This window comes from Telluria sp. ZB4P34, from assembly GCF_059686055.1.
On sequence record NZ_JCASIF010000004.1, the window covers coordinates 363,532 to 382,345 of the forward strand.

Annotated in this window: 15 protein-coding genes; 6 read left to right on the top strand and 9 right to left on the bottom strand. The window is 66.0% G+C overall.

Annotation, left to right across the window (positions count from 1 at the left end; genetic code table 11):
* Positions 1 to 15 precede the first annotated feature (15 nt).
* From AC56KL_RS10610 to AC56KL_RS10635, 6 genes are all read left to right on the top strand, one after another.
* On the top strand, positions 16 to 777 hold the full coding sequence (locus AC56KL_RS10610) for a hypothetical protein (RefSeq protein WP_497180113.1): 762 nt from the start codon (positions 16 to 18) through the stop codon (positions 775 to 777).
* A 249-nt stretch (positions 778 to 1,026) separates the two neighbouring features.
* Positions 1,027 to 1,473, top strand: coding sequence for an SRPBCC family protein (locus AC56KL_RS10615; RefSeq protein WP_497180114.1), 447 nt, complete (start codon positions 1,027 to 1,029; stop codon positions 1,471 to 1,473).
* A gap of 65 nt (positions 1,474 to 1,538) precedes the next feature.
* Entirely contained in the window at positions 1,539 to 2,333 is a 795-nt protein-coding gene (locus AC56KL_RS10620; protein ID WP_497180115.1) for a thymidylate synthase, read from the top strand.
* Between the two features lie 134 nt (positions 2,334 to 2,467).
* Positions 2,468 to 2,989, top strand: coding sequence for a dihydrofolate reductase (locus AC56KL_RS10625; RefSeq protein ID WP_497180116.1), 522 nt, complete (start codon positions 2,468 to 2,470; stop codon positions 2,987 to 2,989).
* Complete coding sequence (locus tag AC56KL_RS10630; RefSeq protein ID WP_497180117.1) at positions 2,986 to 3,624, top strand: DUF4337 domain-containing protein; 639 nt, start codon at positions 2,986 to 2,988, stop codon at positions 3,622 to 3,624. The genes AC56KL_RS10625 and AC56KL_RS10630 overlap by 4 nt, the downstream gene beginning before the upstream one ends.
* A gap of 206 nt (positions 3,625 to 3,830) precedes the next feature.
* Positions 3,831 to 6,089, top strand: coding sequence for an Orn/Lys/Arg family decarboxylase (locus tag AC56KL_RS10635; protein WP_497180118.1), 2,259 nt, complete (start codon positions 3,831 to 3,833; stop codon positions 6,087 to 6,089).
* Positions 6,090 to 6,263: 174 nt separating this feature from the next.
* Here the strand turns inward: AC56KL_RS10635 and AC56KL_RS10640 are convergent, their stop codons facing one another.
* The 9 genes from AC56KL_RS10640 to AC56KL_RS10680 form a co-directional block, all read right to left on the bottom strand.
* Entirely contained in the window at positions 6,264 to 6,938 is a 675-nt protein-coding gene (locus AC56KL_RS10640) for a cation efflux transmembrane domain-containing protein (protein ID WP_497180119.1), read from the bottom strand.
* A 56-nt stretch (positions 6,939 to 6,994) separates the two neighbouring features.
* Entirely contained in the window at positions 6,995 to 7,561 is a 567-nt protein-coding gene (gene dcd, locus AC56KL_RS10645; protein WP_497180120.1) for a dCTP deaminase, read from the bottom strand.
* Between the two features lie 37 nt (positions 7,562 to 7,598).
* On the bottom strand, positions 7,599 to 8,435 hold the full coding sequence (locus tag AC56KL_RS10650; RefSeq protein ID WP_497180121.1) for an alpha/beta hydrolase: 837 nt from the start codon (positions 8,433 to 8,435) through the stop codon (positions 7,599 to 7,601).
* Positions 8,436 to 8,579: 144 nt separating this feature from the next.
* The gene (locus AC56KL_RS10655; RefSeq protein ID WP_497180122.1) at positions 8,580 to 10,943 is read right to left on the bottom strand and encodes a DNA internalization-related competence protein ComEC/Rec2; all 2,364 of its coding nucleotides are present in this window, start codon (positions 10,941 to 10,943) and stop codon (positions 8,580 to 8,582) included.
* Between the two features lie 33 nt (positions 10,944 to 10,976).
* On the bottom strand, positions 10,977 to 11,285 hold the full coding sequence (locus AC56KL_RS10660) for a PAAR domain-containing protein (RefSeq protein ID WP_497180123.1): 309 nt from the start codon (positions 11,283 to 11,285) through the stop codon (positions 10,977 to 10,979).
* A 263-nt stretch (positions 11,286 to 11,548) separates the two neighbouring features.
* A complete protein-coding gene (locus AC56KL_RS10665; protein ID WP_497180124.1) occupies positions 11,549 to 13,273 on the bottom strand; it encodes a T6SS immunity protein Tli4 family protein in 1,725 nt (574 codons plus the stop codon).
* Positions 13,270 to 15,006, bottom strand: coding sequence for an esterase/lipase family protein (locus tag AC56KL_RS10670; protein WP_497180125.1), 1,737 nt, complete (start codon positions 15,004 to 15,006; stop codon positions 13,270 to 13,272). The genes AC56KL_RS10665 and AC56KL_RS10670 overlap by 4 nt, the downstream gene beginning before the upstream one ends.
* Positions 15,007 to 15,022: 16 nt before the next feature.
* Complete coding sequence (locus AC56KL_RS10675; RefSeq protein ID WP_497180126.1) at positions 15,023 to 17,824, bottom strand: type VI secretion system Vgr family protein; 2,802 nt, start codon at positions 17,822 to 17,824, stop codon at positions 15,023 to 15,025.
* A 182-nt stretch (positions 17,825 to 18,006) separates the two neighbouring features.
* Positions 18,007 to 18,810, bottom strand: a complete 804-nt coding sequence (locus AC56KL_RS10680; protein ID WP_497180127.1) for a TatD family hydrolase — start codon at positions 18,808 to 18,810, stop codon at positions 18,007 to 18,009.
* Between the last annotated feature and the right edge of the window lie 4 nt (positions 18,811 to 18,814).

Below are 18,814 nucleotides of genomic sequence, written 5' to 3' on the forward strand. Positions count from 1 at the left end.
CGTCTGGCGTTCGCCATGGCGCTCTTGTTGCAGGGCCTGGCGGCCTGGCAGGCCGGGCCCATCGGCGGCGGCGCCTTCACCCGGCACGGGCGCCTGGCCGGCTGGATGCTCGATCACGCGCCGCGTTACTACAATCCCGATCCCGAAATCTTCCTGGAGCGCACCCGACGGCGCGAGGATCCTGCCACCCACGACCAGGTGGCGCTGCACCACGGCCCGCATGGTCCTGCCAAGCTGCTGCGCTTCTGGTCGAACAGCGGCGACAGCGGCGGCCTGTGCGCGCCGGGCTCCCACCTGGCGGCAGGGAACGTGGTGACGCTGCGCTCGGGCTGGCGCTACTACAACGCGCCGCTGGCCTGCCGGCCGGGTCCTGCGCCCGTGATGCGCGTCGCCATCGGCGCGGGCATGCCGCCCATCCTCGGCGCCGGGTGGTCAGGCGTACAGGGCGGCGCGGTCTGGAACGAGGGCCGGCGCGCCAGCCTGCGCCTGGTCCTGCCCGCGGAGCGCCAGGTGCGCGCCCTCGGACTGGAGGGCTACTACTACCGCGGACTGCACAGCTCGCGCGTCAGCATCAACGGCATCGACCTGGGCGCGGCTGCGCTGGGGGCGGCGCCCCTGATCCTGCCGCAGCGCCTGGCCGGGGCCCGGATGCTGGAGATCGCGATCGAACACGCGCGGGAGCCGCGGCCGGCAAGCGCCGCCGATCCGCGCGCCCTGGGCTTCTTCCTGCACGGCGTGGTGGTGGAGTTCCAGCCCCAGGCAGATGCGGGCGGGTAGTATCCGAGCTCTGCTAGAGTCATGCTGCACACCCGTTTCCGGTTCACCTGAAAGGAATCCCCCTGCCCCTGGCACTCTACGGTCATCCGTTTTCCTCGTACGGACGAAGCGCGGCGCTTCCGCCACTACTTTCCGCTGGGCGCGCCGGCAGGCGACTAGGGAGAGGATCGCGCGCCGGTGTCGAATCCGGGCCGCGCCGTTCGTCGTCGTGGCAGAGGGCCGTCCTCTGCCAATCCAGGGAAAGCGATCATGAGCACCAATACCGTCGAATTGCACCGCATCTTGAAGTCCAGCGCCGAGCGTGTGTACCGCGCCTTCACCATCCCCGCCGCCTTCGCCAAGTGGCTGCCGCCGCACGGTTTCGCCGGCACCATCCACGAGATGGACAGCCGGGTCGGCGGCCGCTACCGGATGTCCTTCATCAACCTCACCACGGGCCACAGCCACCGCTTCGGCGGCGAATACCTCGAGCTCGAACCTGGCCGCCGCCTGCGCTACACGGCCGCCTTCGAGGATCCGCCCGTGCCCGGCCAGATGCAGACCACGGTGGACCTGCGCGAAGTGGCCTGCGGCGTCGAATTGCGCATCCGCCAGGAGGGCCTGCCGGACTTCATCCCGCTGGAAAGCTGCTACCTCGGCTGGCAAGAGTCGCTCGAGCTGTTGCAGAAGCTGGTCGAGCCCGAAATCAGGGAGTGAATGCTTTGACATGCCGGGAGGCGCTCTCGGGTAGAATAGCGGGCTGTCTCCACTAGTCATTCCCCATGCGCCAATACCTCGATTTCATGCGCCATGTGAAAGAGCATGGCGCGGTCAAGACCGACCGCACCGGCACCGGCACGCTGTCGGTCTTCGGCTACCAGATGCGCTTCGACCTGGCGGCCGGCTTTCCGCTCCTGACCACCAAGAAGGTCCACCTCAAGTCGATCATCCATGAACTGATCTGGTTCCTGCAGGGCTCGACCAATATCGCCTACCTGAAGGACAATGGCGTGACGATCTGGGACGAGTGGGCCGACGCGCAAGGCAACCTGGGCCCGGTCTACGGCTACCAGTGGCGCAGCTGGCCGGCGCCCGACGGCGGCCACATCGACCAGATCGCGCAGGTGCTGGAACAGATCCGCAACACGCCGGACTCGCGCCGGATGATCGTCTCGGCCTGGAACGTGGCCGACGTCCCGAACATGAAGCTGCCTCCCTGCCACGCCCTGTTCCAGTTCTATGTGGCAGACGGCAAGCTGTCCTGCCAGCTGTACCAGCGCAGCGCCGACATCTTCCTGGGCGTGCCCTTCAATATCGCGTCCTACGCCATCCTGACCCACATGATGGCCCAGCAGGCCGGCCTGGAAGTGGGCGACTTCATCTGGACCGGCGGCGACTGCCACCTGTACAGCAACCACCTGGAACAGGTCGAGCTGCAGCTGTCGCGCACCCCGAAAGCCTTGCCGCGCCTGGTGATCAAGCGCAAGCCGGACTCGCTGTTCGACTACCGCTTCGAGGACTTCGCGGTGGAAGGCTACGATCCCGATCCGGCGATCCGGGCGCCGGTGGCTGTCTGAAACACCCGCAGGCACATCCGTTGTACTTGACAGCCTGCTTTCAACGCGACAACATTTTGTACTTTGAATCAATTAAGGACGGTAACGACGATGCGCACCCAGGCCACTCCCTTCCGCCACTTCGGGGCGGCCGCGTGACGCCCGTCGCACCGGACGCGGCCGCGCCGCGCCTGACCCTGGTGGTGGCGATCGACGCCCAGCGCGGGATCGGCATCGACAACCGGCTGCCCTGGCACCTGCCGGAAGACCTGGCCCATTTCAAGCGCGTCACGCTCGGCAAACCGATCGTCATGGGGCGCAAGACCTTCGATTCGATCGGCCGCCCGCTGCCGAAGCGGCGCAACATCGTCGTCACCCGCAATCCGGACTGGTCGCACGACGGCGTGGAAACGGCCGCGTCGCTGCCGGACGCGATCGCCCTGCTGAAGGGCGAGCCCGCCAGCATCATCGGCGGCGCCCAGATCTTCGACGAGGCCATCGGCCTGGCCGACTGCCTGGTCGTCACCGAGATCGACCACGTATTCCGCTGCGACACCTTCTTCCCGCCGATCGACCCGGCGCAGTGGCGGGAGACGGCGCGCGACACCCATTATTCGGAAGCGAACGGCTACGGCTACGCCTACGTCACCTATACCCGTTCGGGAGATGCAGCATGACGGACCAGGCAACCCGCCCTCCGGGCACCCGCGGCGGCGACGGTTTCGCCGGCAAGGTGGCGGTCCTGATCGCCATCCTGGCAACGCTCGGCACCATGTTCGGCTTCATCGGCAGCGCCTCGCACAACAATGCTGCCCTGTACAAGAGCAATGCGGCCATCGAGAAGACCGGCGCGGCGAATGCCTGGGGCCACTACCAGGGCAAGGCCAGCCGCCAGAACCTGGCCGAGCTCGCCTCCGGCCTGCCGGGCGTCGACCAGGCGCATTACCGCGAACAGATCCGCCGCTACGGCGTCGAGAAGGAAGCGATCCGCAAGGAAGCCGAGCGTTTCGAGGCCGCATCGAATGAATGGAATGCGCTGTCGGAGCAGGAATTGCACCGTCACCGGCAGTGGGCCGCCGCCTCGGTGGCCCAGCAGATCGCGATCTCGCTGGCCGCCATCACCCTGCTCTCGCGCCGCACCTGGCTGCTGACCCTCACCAGCGCCGTCGCCGCCTTCGGCATCACGCTCGCCTTCTTCGCCGCGGTCCAGGCCGATCCGCTGCCCTTCAGCGCAGGCCCGGTGCTGGCGGCGCTCGGCGCGGCCGTGCTCACGGAAGCCTTCCGCCGGCTCGGGCGGCGCCTTGCGCCCTGAATTGCGCTCCCTTGCGCAAAGGTGCGCCAGCAATCCGGCGCTGTGGCTACCCTTGCATGCAGAACTTGCAAAATTAGCTGTAAAAAAAGTGCACCGGTGCCCGTAATTTCTGCGAAAATCCGTTTCCTCTTTTTCCCGGTGCCGTGGCCGGCGCACGAGCCAATCCGGGCCATGCGCTTCCGCGGCGCTTCGCTTTGGAGCTGTCCATGAAATTTCGTTTCCCCATCGTCATCATTGACGAGGACTTCCGTTCCGAGAACACCTCCGGTCTCGGCATCCGTGCGCTCGCGGCCGCCATGGAGCAGGAAGGCATGGAAGTGCTCGGCCTGACCAGCTATGGCGACCTGTCCCAGTTCGCCCAGCAGCAGTCGCGCGCTTCGGCTTTCGTGCTGTCCATCGACGACGAGGAATTCGGCGGCGGCTCGGCCGAGGAAACCGATTTCGCCCTGACCGGCCTGCGCGCCTTCGTCAAGGAGATCCGGCACAAGAACGCGAACATCCCGATCTACATCTACGGCGAGACCCGCACCAGCCGCCACATCCCGAACGACATCCTGAAGGAGCTGCACGGCTTCATCCACATGTTCGAGGACACCCCGGAATTCGTGGCGCGCCACATCATCCGCGAAGCCAAGGCCTACCTGGATTCGCTGGCGCCGCCCTTCTTCCGCGCGCTGGTCAACTATGCCTACGACGGCTCCTACTCGTGGCATTGCCCGGGCCACTCGGGCGGCGTCGCCTTCCTGAAGAGTCCGATCGGCCAGATGTTCCACCAGTTCTTCGGCGAGAACATGCTGCGCGCCGACGTCTGCAACGCGGTCGAGGAACTGGGCCAGCTGCTGGACCACACCGGCCCGGTCGCCAAGTCCGAGCGCAACGCCGCGCGCATCTACAGCGCCGACCACTGCTACTTCGTCACCAACGGCACCTCGACCTCGAACAAGATGGTCTGGCACTCCACGGTGGCGCCAGGCGACATCGTGGTGGTGGACCGCAACTGCCACAAGTCGATCCTGCACTCGATCATCATGTGCGGCGCGATTCCCGTGTTCCTGATGCCGACCCGGAACAACCTGGGCATCATCGGCCCGATCCCGCTCGAAGAGTTCACGCCCGAATCGATCGCCCGCAAGATCGAGGCCAATCCGTTCGCGCGCGAAGCCGTCAACAAGAAGCCGCGCATCCTGACCATCACCCAGTCGACCTACGACGGCGTGGTGTACAACGTCGAGACCCTGCGCGAAATGCTGGACGGGAAGATCGACACCCTGCACTTCGACGAAGCCTGGCTGCCGCACGCGACCTTCCACAGCTTCTACAAGAACATGCACGCGATCGGCCAGGACCGCCCGCGCGCCAAGGAGTCGATGATCTTCTCGACCCAGTCGACCCACAAGCTGCTGGCGGGCCTGTCGCAGGCCTCGCAGGTGCTGGTGCGCGAATCGGAAACGGTCAAGCTGGACCAGGACGCTTTCAACGAGGCCTACCTGATGCACACCTCGACCTCGCCGCAGTACTCGATCATCGCCTCCTGCGACGTCGCCGCTGCCATGATGGAAGCGCCGGGCGGCACCGCCCTGGTGGAAGAATCGATCCTGGAAGCGCTCGACTTCCGCCGCGCCATGAAGAAGGTCGACGCCGAATTCGGCGACGACTGGTGGTTCAAGGTATGGGGGCCGGACGTCGCGTCGGAAGAAGGCATCGGCGAGCAGGCCGACTGGATGATCCATGCCGAGGACGACTGGCACGGCTTCGGCAAGCTGGCGCCGGGCTTCAACATGCTGGACCCGATCAAGTCGACCATCGTGACCCCTGGCCTGTCGCTGGACGGCCGTTTTGGCGAGACCGGCATCCCGGCCTCGATCGTGACCAAGTACCTGGCCGAGCACGGCGTGATCATCGAGAAGTGCGGGCTGTACTCCTTCTTCATCATGTTCACCATCGGCATCACCAAGGGCCGCTGGAACACGCTGGTGACGGCGCTTCAGCAGTTCAAGGACGACTACGACCGCAACAAGCCGATGTGGCAGGTGATGCCGCAGTTCGCCTCGGCCAACCCGCGCTACGAGGACCGCGGCCTGCGCGACCTGTGCACCGAGATCCACCTGTTCTACAAGCAGTACGACGTGGCGCGCCTGACCACCGAGATGTATTTGTCGGACATGGTGCCGGCCATGAAGCCTTCGGACGCCTTTGCCAAGATGGCGCACCGCCAGATCGAGCGCGTGGCGATCGACGAGCTGGAAGGGCGCATCACGGCGATCCTCCTGACGCCCTACCCGCCGGGCATTCCGCTCCTGATCCCGGGCGAGCGCTTCAACCGCACCATCGTCGACTACCTGCGCTTCGCACGCGACTTCAACGAGCGCTTCCCCGGCTTCGAGACGGACGTGCACGGGCTGGTCAAGCGCGAGGTGGACGGCAAGCGCGGCTACTTCGTGGATTGCGTGATGCAGGACGCGTAATTCCGCTGAGGGACATGAAAAAGGGGCGCAAGCCCCTTTTTTATTGTAGGGTGGTCGGCTTCGCCGACCGCGCGTCCAATAGGTTCACGCGCAAGTGCATCGCACGCCGGAGCTGAACGCGCGGTCGGCAGAGCCGACCACCCTACGAACCCACGCGAACATGCCTTTGTAACCTTAGCGGCGTTTCAGTTCGACCGTTGCCGTGGGCGCGGCCGGCGCCGCCCCTGCCGTTGCGGCCTCGCGCAGCTCGCGCCGCGCGTGGGTGATGACGGAACGCGCGGCCGACAGCCCGAGCAGGCCCATGATGGCGGCCACCAGCAGGTCCGGCAGCCCGCTGCCGGTGCCGAACACGCCCAGCGCGGCCAGCATCACCGCCACGTTCGAAATCGCATCGTTGCGCGTGCACAGCCATACCGAACGCATGTTGGCGTCGCCGTTCCGGTACGCCCACAGGAGCGCCCCGACCGAGCAGTTGGCCACCAGGGCCATGAAACCGACCACGCCCATGGTCTCCGCGTCCGGCACGATGCCCGCCTTCAGGTGCCACAGCGCCGTGCCGAGCACGAACAGCCCGTAGCCGCCCATGGTCGCGCCTTTCACGAGCGCGGTACGCGAACGCCACACGGGCGCCAGCGCCAGGACGAACAGGGAAATGCCGTAGTTGGCCGCGTCGCCCAGGAAGTCGACGGCGTCGGCCAGCAGCGAGACCGAGCCGGAAGCCCAGCCGGCATAGAGTTCGACGCCGAACATCAGCGCGTTCACCCAGAGCGCGATCCAGAGCACGCGCCGGTAGCGCGGATCGACCGGCGGCCTGGCTGGCGAGCAGCCGCCGCTGCAGCAATCAGCCATGAAAGATCAACCCATCAATATGATTCATATTTGACAGGATACTGCAAATAATTGAATCAGGTTTTCGGCAGCGTGACGCCGTGCTGGCCCTGGTACTTGCCGCCGCGGTCCTTGTAGGAGGTCTCGCAGACTTCGTCGCTCTCGAAGAACAGCACCTGGGCGCAGCCCTCGCCCGCGTAGATCTTGGCCGGCAGCGGCGTGGTGTTCGAGAACTCCAGCGTCACGTAGCCTTCCCATTCCGGCTCGAAGGGCGTGACGTTGACGATGATGCCGCAGCGCGCATAGGTCGACTTGCCCAGGCACACGGTCAGCACGTTGCGCGGGATGCGGAAGTATTCGATGGTGCGGGCCAGCGCGAACGAGTTCGGCGGGATGATGCAGACATCGCTCGTCACGTCCACGAAGGAGTTCGAGTCGAAGTTCTTCGGGTCGACGATGGTGCTGTTGATGTTGGTAAAAATCTTGAACTCGTTGGCGCAGCGGATATCGTAGCCATACGACGACGTGCCCCACGAGATGACCCGGCGCCCATCCGATTCGCGCACCTGGCGCGGCTCGAAGGGTTCGATCATCCCGGTTTGCTCCGCCATGCGGCGGATCCATTTATCGCTCTTGATAGCCATGGTCGACGTTCCAAAAAATCAATTCCGCGATTTTACGCTAAACGGTGGCCGCCGGCACGGTCGGCGCTGCGGCCGGCCGCGAGGGCGACAGCAGGCGCCCGATCATCTCGTGCGTCAGCTGCGCCGTATCCATCGGCTTCTCGAGCGGATACAGGTGGCCGCCCTCGATCATCACCAGGTTCCTGCCGACCAGCCGGCGGGTCGCGTCCAGCCCGGCCTGGCGCAGCTCTTCCGACGTGGTGCCGGCGATGAAGCCGATCGGCAGCGGATAGGGCTCGCGCAGGATCGCGCCCATGTGGTGCGGCAGGGTGTTGTAGATGAGGGTCTCGACCTCGCGGTCGAAGCGCAGCTGCACGCCCTCCGGGTGCGGGGTCAGGCCGTGGTCGAGGTAGTCGTCGAGCGCACCGGGCGCCCAGGCCTGGAACATCGGCTTCGAGACGAAATGCTGGTAGGCGGCTGCGCGGTCCGGCCATACGTTGCGGCGCCGTTCGGAGAATCTTGCCGGCGAAAAGCGCGAGCCGAGGCCGCGCTGCTTGACCAGCCGCCACAGCAAGGCGCGCCAGCCGGCCACCACCGGCGAATCGAGCATCACGACGCAGCGCGCCAGCTCGGGCCGCGCCTTGGCCGCCATCATGCTGAGCATGCCGCCGAGCGAATGGCCGACCAGGATCGGGGGCTGCGGGTACTGTTCCAGGTGGTGGATCAGCTCGTCCACCAGCCCATGCCAGCCGTCGCCGACGGGAAAGCGCGGGTCATGCCCGTACATGTCGTGGGCGCGCACCTCGTAGTGCTGGCCAAGGGCCTGGAACAGCCGGCCGTAGGTGCCGGCCGGATAGCTGTTCCCGTGGGAGAAATGCAGCAGGGGTTTGCTCATGGCGGCGCCGATGGCTTGAATGACAAGGGCTCATTGTAATGAAAGACGCCCTGGCGCGGACCCTGTTTAGAGGGAAACGCCTAGGGTTCGGGCGCTCCCTTCGGCCCGCGATCCGCCGCTGCGCGCGTGCTCGGGGTCCGCATGCTAGCGGCCATGCCAGTAGCGGCGGCGCTCGCTGCGGTACTCGCTGACAGCAAGTGTCGCACCGAACTGCAGCGTGACGGCACCCGACTCGTCGGTGCGCAGGCGGCGGATGCCCATGCCCGCGTAACGCTCGTAGACTTCCTTTTTCGGATGGCGGTAGCGGTTGCGGTAGCCCACCTGGAAAATCGACAGGGCCGGCTCCACGGCCGCCAGGAAGGCCGCGGTCGAGGAGGTGCCGCTGCCGTGGTGCGGCGCCAGCAACACGTCGGCGCGCAACTGCCGTGGCGTGCGCAGCACGAGCTGCGCCTCCTGCGCCGCTTCGATGTCGGCAGCCAGCAGCATGGCCTTGCCGCCGGCGCTCACCCGCAGCACGCAGCTGCGCGCATTGTCCTTCAGCCCTGCATCCTCGTACGAGGGCAAGGCAGGCCCCAGCATCTCGAAGCGCACCCCGTCCCATGTCCACCCCTGCCCCGCCGCGCAACGGGCATGGCTGCGGGCGGCGCGCACGACCGGGTGGCCGTCCGCCAGCGACGAGTGCAGCTGCGCCACCGGCATGCCCGCCATCAGCGCCGGCGCGCCGCCGGCGTGGTCGACGTCGCTGTGCGACACCACCAGGGCGTCCAGGCTGCCGATGCCGCGCCCGCGCAGGTAGGGCAGCAGGATGCGCCCGGCCGCATCGGCGCCGGGCCCGTAGCGGGGACCGGCGTCGTAGAGCAGGCGGTGGCGATGGGTCTCCACCAGCAGCGCCATGCCCTGCCCGACGTCGAAAGCGGTGACCGTGAAGCGGCCGTCGTTCGGCGCCGTCGGCAGCTGGGTGAGCATTGGCGCCCAGGCCACCAACCCGGTCCACCGGTGCGGCCAGCCGCGCGGCGCCAGCGTCCAAACCGTACCGAGCAGCGCGAGGACGAACACCCATGGCTGCGGCGCCGGCGCGTTCAGCACCGCCAGCGGACTGGCGGCGAGCAGCTGCAGCGCGTCCGCCAGCAGTGCGATCGCGCCGTGCGCGAGGCCGAGCACCCATCCTGCCAAGGGTGCAGGCAGCAAGGCGCCCAGCAGGGCCAGGGGCGTCACCAGGAGGCTGACGACGGGAATCGCGACCGCGTTCGCGAGCGGGCTCGCCAGCGACACCTGCGAGAACAGCAGCATGGTCAGCGGCACCAGGCCGAGCGTGACGGCGTACTGGGTCCGGGCCGCCATGGCGAGCGTGCGCCGCCAGCCGCGCGCACTGCCCGCCGCCTCCACCCTCCCCAGGTTCGCATACAGGATGACGGCCACCGCCCCGAACGACAGCCAGAAGCCCGCGCCCATCACCGCCCAGGGATCGATCAGCACCACCACGCCCAGGGCCAGGCACAGCGCATGCGAGAGCGCGACCACCCGGCCGCAGCACAGCGCCAGGGCGACCGCCGCCAGCATGTAGAAGGTGCGTTGGGCGGGTACCCCGAATCCGGCCAGCAGCACGTACAGCAGCGCCACCAAGGCGCCAGCCAGCGCGGCCGCCTTCTGCGCCGGCAGGCGCAAGGGCATTGCCGCGCCCTCGATGAAGCACGAGCGCCGCCACAGCCAGGAGACGGCCCACGCCGCCAGCGCGGCGACCATGGTGACGTGCAGGCCCGAGATCGAGACCAGGTGGCTGATGCCGGTGCGGTTGAACACGTCCCAGTCGGACTGCGCGATCCCGCGCTGGTCGCCGATGACCAGCGCGACGATCACACCGGCATAGCGCTCGCCCGCGAGCTGGCGCAGGATGTGCCGGCGCAGCATGGCGCGGGCCCGTTCCACCACGTGCCCGGGACGCGGCACGAAGGCATCCAGGCGCACGTTGCGATTGCCTGCGGGCCGCACGTAGCCGGTGGCGCGCACGCCCTGCTCGAGCAGCCAGGCTTCGTAGTCGAAGCCGTAGGGGTTGGCGTTGCCGTGCGGCCGCTGCAGGCGGACCAGCAGCTGCCAGCGCTCGCCGGGCTGGACGGGCTCGCCCGGATTCGCGCCGGCTGCCTGGCCGTACCACGACACGGCGATCCGCTGCGGCGCTACGCCCCCCGGCGTGAGTACCCGTTCGACGCGCAGGTGGAAGCGCGCGCCGCCGTCGAATTCATGGGGCAGGCTGTCGACGGTGCCGACGATGGCGACATCCCTGCCCTCCTGTGCGGGCGGCAGCGCCTCGCGCAGCGCCAGGTGGGCGAGCCAGCCCGCCCAGGCGACGCCGAACAGGGCGGCGGCGAGGACGATCGCGCCGTGCCTGCGCAGTGCACACAGGGCAAGTGCAACGGCGACCACGCCGGCCATGGCGCCGGGTGCCGGCAGCTCGGCACGGGTCTGGAGCCAGCACGCGCCGGCCAGGAAGGCGAGGATAGCGCAGCGCATGGCGGTCTGCGGACGTGCCCGGTCGCCCGGGCGCTAGGCGGCCGGGCGACCGGCGACGATCTGGAAGTCCTGGAACTGGTCGGCGACCAGCTTGGGAGCCGGCGAGCAGGCGCAGATGCACAGGTCACCGCTCAGCGCGCATTCCCTGCCTTCGCTTTGATCAACCAGGCGCGGCATGACGCACTGGATCACGCCCTGCTGGCCGCATGCGGTACAGTCGACCGGGTCGCCCTCGCGCGCCAAGGGCATGCCGTCCAGGGTGGCGAAGCTGCTGGAGGCACGGACGACGCCGCCTGCCGTGGTCGTGGCGCCGGCGCGGATATAGAAACGCTTGTGGGTCACGCTTGCTCTCCTTACCGGGGGAAAGCTGGAATGTAGCTGGGCTGGGCTGTGCGGTGTTGCGCGAGCGCAGATGAGACCTCGTCTTCGCTATGCACGAGCGCTTCGACAGCGATACCTTCATAACGGAAGCGCACGATCTCGAAGCCGTTTCCTGTCCAAAACGCCCATGAACCCGGTACGACACATGCTCCTCATGTCGACTCCTGAAGATTCTGATTGGCCCGTGTAATCAAGCCCATGGCTTACATCGAGTCGTTCGGGGGTTATGCGTGCCGAATGAATGGTGGGGGGCCGGGATCGGCAGAGGTATCGCTGCCTGCTTCACCAGGAGCGTCCGCGAGGCGCATCAAGCGCCATGCGCTGCGTCGCTGAATGGCTTGCGGTGCATTCGGCGAATGACCAAAAATGCCAGGCGCAACTGTGAACGTGGCCGGCGGCAATAGGCTACTTTGGGCAAACCACCGAGTACCGTCGAGTGCGTGCGATTCTTCACATCGCCACCAGCCGCTGGCAGGGCACGGGGCGCCGGTAGAGGAAAAACTGCCAATGGCGGCGCCACTGCCGCCTTTACCGCCAGGACCGACAGCCATTGTCGTGCCACCAGGAGAAGAAGCCTTCGCCAGCGGGAGCGGCGGTGGCTGTCGCTTACGCATGCGGTGGTCGACCAGTTTCCAGGTGGTCGGCTGCTTTGCTTCAAAGCTTGGCTGAAGACCTCTCACCTTGTCCCACAAGCTCCGAACAGGCAGCAGCAGTGCCTGCGGCATCCAATCTCCTTTCTTGATGTACTGCCGTTGACCACCCAGCACATCGATGCCGTTGCCGCCCTCTCCGCAAAGCCACCAGCCGCTCTCGGGGCAAGTGTCTCCGGCAAGCGCATGGGTGCCGATCGGAACTGGCGCGGCATCGACCGGCTCACGTGCCACGGTTCCAGTCGCACGTACGCGAAGACTGGAAAGCACCGTATCCCACAGACAGGTTGCGGCACTTTCGGATAAGGATGACGGCACTGGTCCATGTTCGCTGAACCCGGTGTCCATCCTGAACACAATGTGTGGAACGAAGACATTGTTCACGGTCCCGTTCACTTCCCACCAAAAGCTATACACGACGGCGTCGTTGCTCTCGACGACGCGTTCGACCAGCTCTTCGCCCTCGATCCCGCCAATGGTTCGTTTGTCAGCCCGTAACCTCGAGACGCGCATTCTCTGGTCGGCGCTGAGCCGTGTATCGGAATCTGTTCCTCGTTCGAGTAGCCCCTGGCGATCCGGCTCTGTACCGGCAGCGAACATTACTTTGAATACGATATCGGGGCGCTCAGGGAGCCAGGCCGCCATCATGATTTCTTCGCGCTGACTTGCGCTAAGAGGGTCACGGAAATAGACACGGTCGACGCAGAATCCTGGTTCGGGGGGTATGCCGCTATCCGGGTTGGGAACCAGTTGAGCAAGCAACTTCGGCAAATTGTCGATCGACTCTGGATCATAGCTGGGTGCAGAGAAATCAATGCTGATCCCGTTGACATGAACGAGTGCCTCGATTGAGACGCTCTCGTACCGGTAGCGCTCCACTGTCAGTCCGTCGGAGGACTGGCCTTCGGTTACATCGCGACCGTGAACGAGAATTTGTCCCTTGACCCCGAGTTCATTCTGTACCTCGCGGACCAGTTCAAGGTTTTTTAGGCCGCCCGGTCTGTCAGGTTCTGCCTCCAGCTCCGCCCTGCGAGCAGTGACCCGCTTCTGGAAATCCTCTTCCGATTCGTCGAATACGGCAACGTCGAAGCCGTCGATACGGGGACGATGGAACTCATATTGCGCTTCGTCGGGTAAGTCGAGCAGGAACCTTCCGACGCAAACACTTTTCATTTTCTGGGTCATGCGCGCTACCTCATGCTTGTCCTGTTTGGCTCCTGGCTCCCAGGTTCTCGCCAAACCTGCGATAACAACCCCGGCCAGCATGACTGCCAGCCCGGTTCGAAACAGGCGCCTCACGACAGCTCCTGGACAATCTTCGCGATAAGGCGAAGAGTCAACATAAGTATGTCGTTATTGTTATACGAACCCTGGTGATCAAATCCCTGTGCTGCAAAAACTTGTTTGACCTTTCCCGCGGGGCCTGCGCCAGACTGACGTGGCACAGTGCCGTCGCCAGGTGCGTCCTGCACGTCCGGTTCGAACTTCAACTCCGTTTTACCTTCAATCAGGACACGTCGGTTTTTGTCATAGGACCGGCCAAGCATCTGGGCAGTAGAAATATTGGACGTCGTCAGCGCCGTCGCCGAATTGCCCCATTGCCGTGCAAGCCACCTCAGTTGACCGAACGAGAGTCTATTTCGATCGTCGCCGTAGAAAACGTAGGTATTCGGGTGATAGTAATCGCCCAGAGAGCGATGGAAAGCCTCGGCGATGTCGATCGCATCCGTGATCGCTTTCAATGCCACCTTTTGATTAGGATACTTCCCTGCAGGGTCGGCCAGATATGGATCGATGAGCCGGTACCAACGCCGCATGTCGCGGTACAAATCGTATGGATTGGGCGCGATTGGACTCGGCAGCTTCAGATAGTCGGTCGCTACCTCTTCATGTGGCCTCATCGTTCCTCTGGCCTCGAAATTCGCTGGATGCATTGGCCCCTGCACCTTGACCACGCGCACGTGGAGCCAGGACCCTGGATACAAGTGATTTGGAAGCAGTGCTAGCGCGCCGGGAGATGTTGCGAGCACCGGAGTGGTCTTCTCCGGCGTATCACCCAGGATCTTTGCGGTAACGTAGCCGGCAAGATCATCTATCGTACCGTTGCTTGGGCTGGATACTTCGGTTCCGCACGCAATTCGGCGATATGCTGCAGGCGCACCGTGGGCCGGCATCACCCCATGAATAACACCAGCGATTTTGTCAGGATTCCGCTTTGCATATGCACGCGCAACCAGGCCACCCATCGAATGCGTCACAAGAATCACTTTGTCGCAATGTCTCTTTGCTTTACGCCAGTAGTCGATGATTTCCGTGACACGCTTTTCCAGCAATTCCGACGAGGTTTGACAGTCGTTAAGCCAGTTGTATCCGAAGCAATACACGGGATAGTATTGCTTTGCATGCTTCTCCAGATGCGCTATGGTAAGCGGCGCCACATCGCGGACACCCCACTTGCGAGGGTCATACCCCATGGCCTGCTGCCAGTGGGGCTTGATGGAACGGCGATTCGTCCTTTCGTCCGTTTCAAAGGTTTGGTTCAGCCGGGTTTGTAGCGTGGACAGCAGAAGGCCGTAAGAACCAAGATGGACCTCGCCCCAGCCGCGAGCGCGTAGCTCCGATTCTTTGAGGACATAGCCGTCTTCGCTTTCCGGCACAAGTATAGGGCCACTATCGTCCACCTCCAAGCTAGCGCGCTCGAACCATTTTTGGCGGTCCCGCGGTGCCAGCTTGTCCCAGTTCCTTGATTCGCGCAGTGCTGTCGGTACGTCGTTCGGCGGTCGCCACGCAGCCGCACCCGGAGGCAATATTTCGTTGCGCTCATCGGGCTTTCGCCCCAGACGCGGCTTGCGCTTTGCACGCAGATTCGTACCCATTACGCCGGGTACGACGATGACGGGAACGATCGTATTGGGAGGAATGAGCCCAAGGCCGCGAATCGTATAGTCGACCGACGACATATACGAACTTACTTCCCAGCCGCCGTGCGGCAGAGGGACGAGCGAAGGCAATGGCCTGGTCGGTTCACGCATGACGGTTCCCGACAGCTTAATTAGACGATGGAAGCAGCTCAAATCGCACCGGCCCTAGCGTATCGCTCAGCACCAGCGCAGTGCGTCCATGTTCATCGCTGATGCCTTCGACAGTCCTGCCGTCGCTCAGGTGGGCAATGTAATTTTGGAATGGAATCGGTTCCCGCGTTTGGAGATGGCGCAGGACAAGACGTTCATCCGTCTTCAGCGCCGTCCTGGCGAAATCGGGCTTGCCCGGATCGCCGCCGCCGGCCCCGCCGCGGACGACCGCGCTCGCCTTGATTGTGTGCGTCCCGGCGCTCTGCTGGGTGATCGCCCCTTCGGACCAGTCGGTCTGGGCACCCTGGGAGATGATCCGGACCACGGGCGCCTCGATGTGAATCGCCTCCGCCGATATCAGGCTGATCTTGCCGGAAGACTTGACCTCGACCGCTCCCTGGTGGGCTTCGAGCAGCACATTCCCCCTCCCCGCCACCAGCTTGATCCCGAGCGCCTGGGCGAAGGCGCTGATCCCGCGCGCCGCGCGCAGGAAGATGTTGCGCCCGGCGGAAGTGCGCGCGTCGCCTCCGCTCACCACGTCGAGCTGGCTCTCGGAGCCGAGCGCCACGTTGTCCTGGCTGGCCAGGACGATGCCGGCCGGCGCCGTGACGGCGACGACCGGCTCACCGCCCTTGTCGCCTGGCGCCACATTCGAGCCCGCGTCCCAGCGGCGCAGCTTGCTGGATAAGTCGGCCAGGCGTTTTGCGCTGGGCTCGTCGTCCGTGTGCTGTTCCGCCAGCTTGGCCACCTCGTCCGCCACGCCCTGCATCAGTTCGGCCAGGCCGACCAGCCCGGCGCGCGCCAGCTGCGTTCCCTGGGCCGACGTGGCCCCTTCCGCCGTCAGCAACACCCCTTGCTTGCCGCGGATCGCCACGGCATGGTCGCTGCGCAGCTCGGCGCCTTCCCCGCGCGGCTCGGCCGTGCCCTTGGCCTTGGGCTGGGTCAGCCAGCCCAGGTTGAGCTGGGCCGCGCCATGGTCGCTCGCCAGTTGGGCGCTGATCTCGCCCCGGGTGTCGTCGAAGCGCAGCTGGTTGCCGCGCACGCCGCCGATCTCGTGGGTCCGGGTGCCGGACAGGTAGCGGTTGCCGGGCAGTCCGCCGGCCACGCTCAGGGCCGGCGGTTCGCCGCGCTGGTTGAACACCTGCGAGAGGATCACCGGCCGGTCCGGGTCGCCACCCAGGAAGGCCACCAGGACTTCGCTGCCGACGCGCGGCAGCGACAGGGTCCCGCATTGCCGGCTGGCGCCCGGTCCGCTGCCGGCCCAGTTCGAGGCGACCCGCACCCAGGCCGAATCGGCCGGGGTGTCGGAGGCGCCGGCACCGTGCGCATGCCTGTGATCGGCCGCGCGCATGCCGGGAAAGCGGATTTTCACGCGTCCCAGCGCGTCGCAGTGCACTTCCTCGCCGGGCGGACCGGTGACGATCGCGCTCTGGAGCTGGGGATGCGGCAGGTCGCTGCGCGGATCGAAGCTTGGGACCAGCGGCGTGCCGCGGCGCACCGCATCGAAGCGCATGCGCACGCGCACGCCGTCGCCGCCCACCGGGTGTTCGTTCGGCGCCACCATCGCCCGTTCCGGGCTGTAGGGGCCCAGCAGGCGGCGCACCCGGGCCGACAGGTCGGTCGGCAGGTTGTTCTCGGCTTCCAGCCAGACCGCGGTCGCGACGAAGTCGCGCTCGGCTTCCGGGTGGGTGTCGATTTCGGGGTGGCCGCTCAGGCTGAAGTACTCGCCGGCGCACAGGTCGCGCACGCTGCCCTCGCCATGAAAGCATTTGGTATCGAACTCGTGCCGGTTCATGCGCACCTGGCCGAGCCGCCAGTGGTCTTCGACGTCGTTGCCGGCGTGCGGCATCTCGACCAGGTAGTCGTCGAGCGTCGCGGCCAATGCATTGCCGCTGCGGCCCTGGTCGGCCATGCTGCGCGTAGTGGTGCTCATGGTCTGGGCGCCGAGCGGATTGCGGTAGTCCCAGCTGTGGCGCGTCACGCTGCCCGGCTGCAGGCGGCGGGCGGCGCACCAGGAGACGATGGCGTCGCGTTCGTCGGTGGCGTCCAGGCGGTGGTAGCGTACCGTGCCCGCGGCGCTGCGCGGCAGCGAGGCCGGGTCGGAGAACAGCACCAGGGTGTGGGCGGGCGTATCGTCCGGTTCCTGGTCGGCGCTGCCGGCGCGCGCGCGGCCGGGCCGGAAGGTCCAGGCGATGCCGCGGCGCTTGAGCAGGCGGCGGACAAAAGCCGCGTCGGACTCGTTGTACTGCATGGTCTGTTCGCGCGGCGGATACTGGCGCATGTCGAACAGCGGGTCGAGCTCGTAATCGAAGGCGCTGGCCATGACGCTGTTGGACTGGCGCCACTCATCGAACAGCAGCTGCACGATCTCGAGCTCGTTCTGGTAACGGAACACACGGCTGTTGACGCGCTTTTCCATGACGGCCAGGGCGTCGCGCAGCACCAGCTGGTACACGGCGAGCCCGCCATCGTGGTCGCCGGCGCGCGCCTCGGCAACGATGCCGCAGATGCCGCGCAGCTGCCCGCGGTCGGTCACCATCTGGAGTTCGGCCGGCAGTGCGATGAGTTCCTTGAGCGGCAGGCGCGGCGTGTCGGCCACGCAGGTGATCACGTACTCGAAACCGCCGCAGACGGATTCGTGGCCCTGCACCCGCTGCGCCAGCAGCAGTTCGCCGGCCAGGTGGTCCGCATGGCCCAGGCGCAGCCGGATCGGCCGGTGGGCGGTGGTCAGCGATTTCTCGTGCCTGAGCATCCGCAGGAATTCGCTCGCGCTGTCCAAATCACTCTCCGTCGTGTCGTGCTGCGGCTGCAGCGAAGAGTGCATCTTGGCAGAACGGACCGGCTGCAGCCTTGTGTTGCCTCAGCGCTGCAAACGAACTAAAGCCCGACACCGCGGTCGTGGGAAGCGCCTGCGCGGGGATTGCGCCCGCCAGGCGCAGTTGCTGCTACTTTGCTACTTGGCTATTTGTCCAGAATGGGGGCCAGCCGCGGGATCGCCGCCAGGGTGTTCCGGTAGACGGCCTCGCGCACCTCGTCCACGCCGATGGCGCGCAACTCGGCCAGCGCCGCGCCGATGCGGGGAAGCTGCTCCGGCGTGTTGCGGCCCGGGTGGACCCAGGCCGGTGCGATGTCGGGCGAATCGGTCTCCAGCACGATGGACGACAGCGGCAGCCCGGTCGCCAGGCGCCGGATCTGCAAGGCCCGGGTAAATGTCATGGCGCCGCCGAAGCCCAGGTGGAAACCCAGGTCGATGAAATTCTGCGCCTGCTGGAAGCTGCCGTTGAAGGCGTGCGCAATCCCCGCCGGGGGACGGATCCGGCGTAGGTGCTTCAGCACCTGGTCCTGCGAACGGCGCACGTGCAGCATCACGGGAAGCTCGAAGTCGCGCGCGAGGCGCAGCTGCTCGCGCAGGAAGCGCTCCTGCTTGTCGCGCATGGCCGGCTCGCACAGCATCGGAATGAAATAATCCAGGCCGATCTCGCCCACGCCGACGAAGTTCGGGTCGCCAAGGGCCGTCTCGACGGCCGCGCGCAGCACGTCCAGGTCCTCGTCGCGCGCCTGCGGCACGCAGATCGGATGGATGCCGAGCGCGTAGCTCACGTTCGGCGCGCCCGCCGCCAGGCCGGCCACCGCCTCGAAGTTACCGCGTTCGACCGCCATTGCCACGATCATCGCCACCCCCGCCTGCCCGGCCTCGGCGGCGACAGTGTGCGACTGCGCCCCGAACTCGTGCGCGTCGAGGTGGCAATGGGTGTCGATCCACATGTCG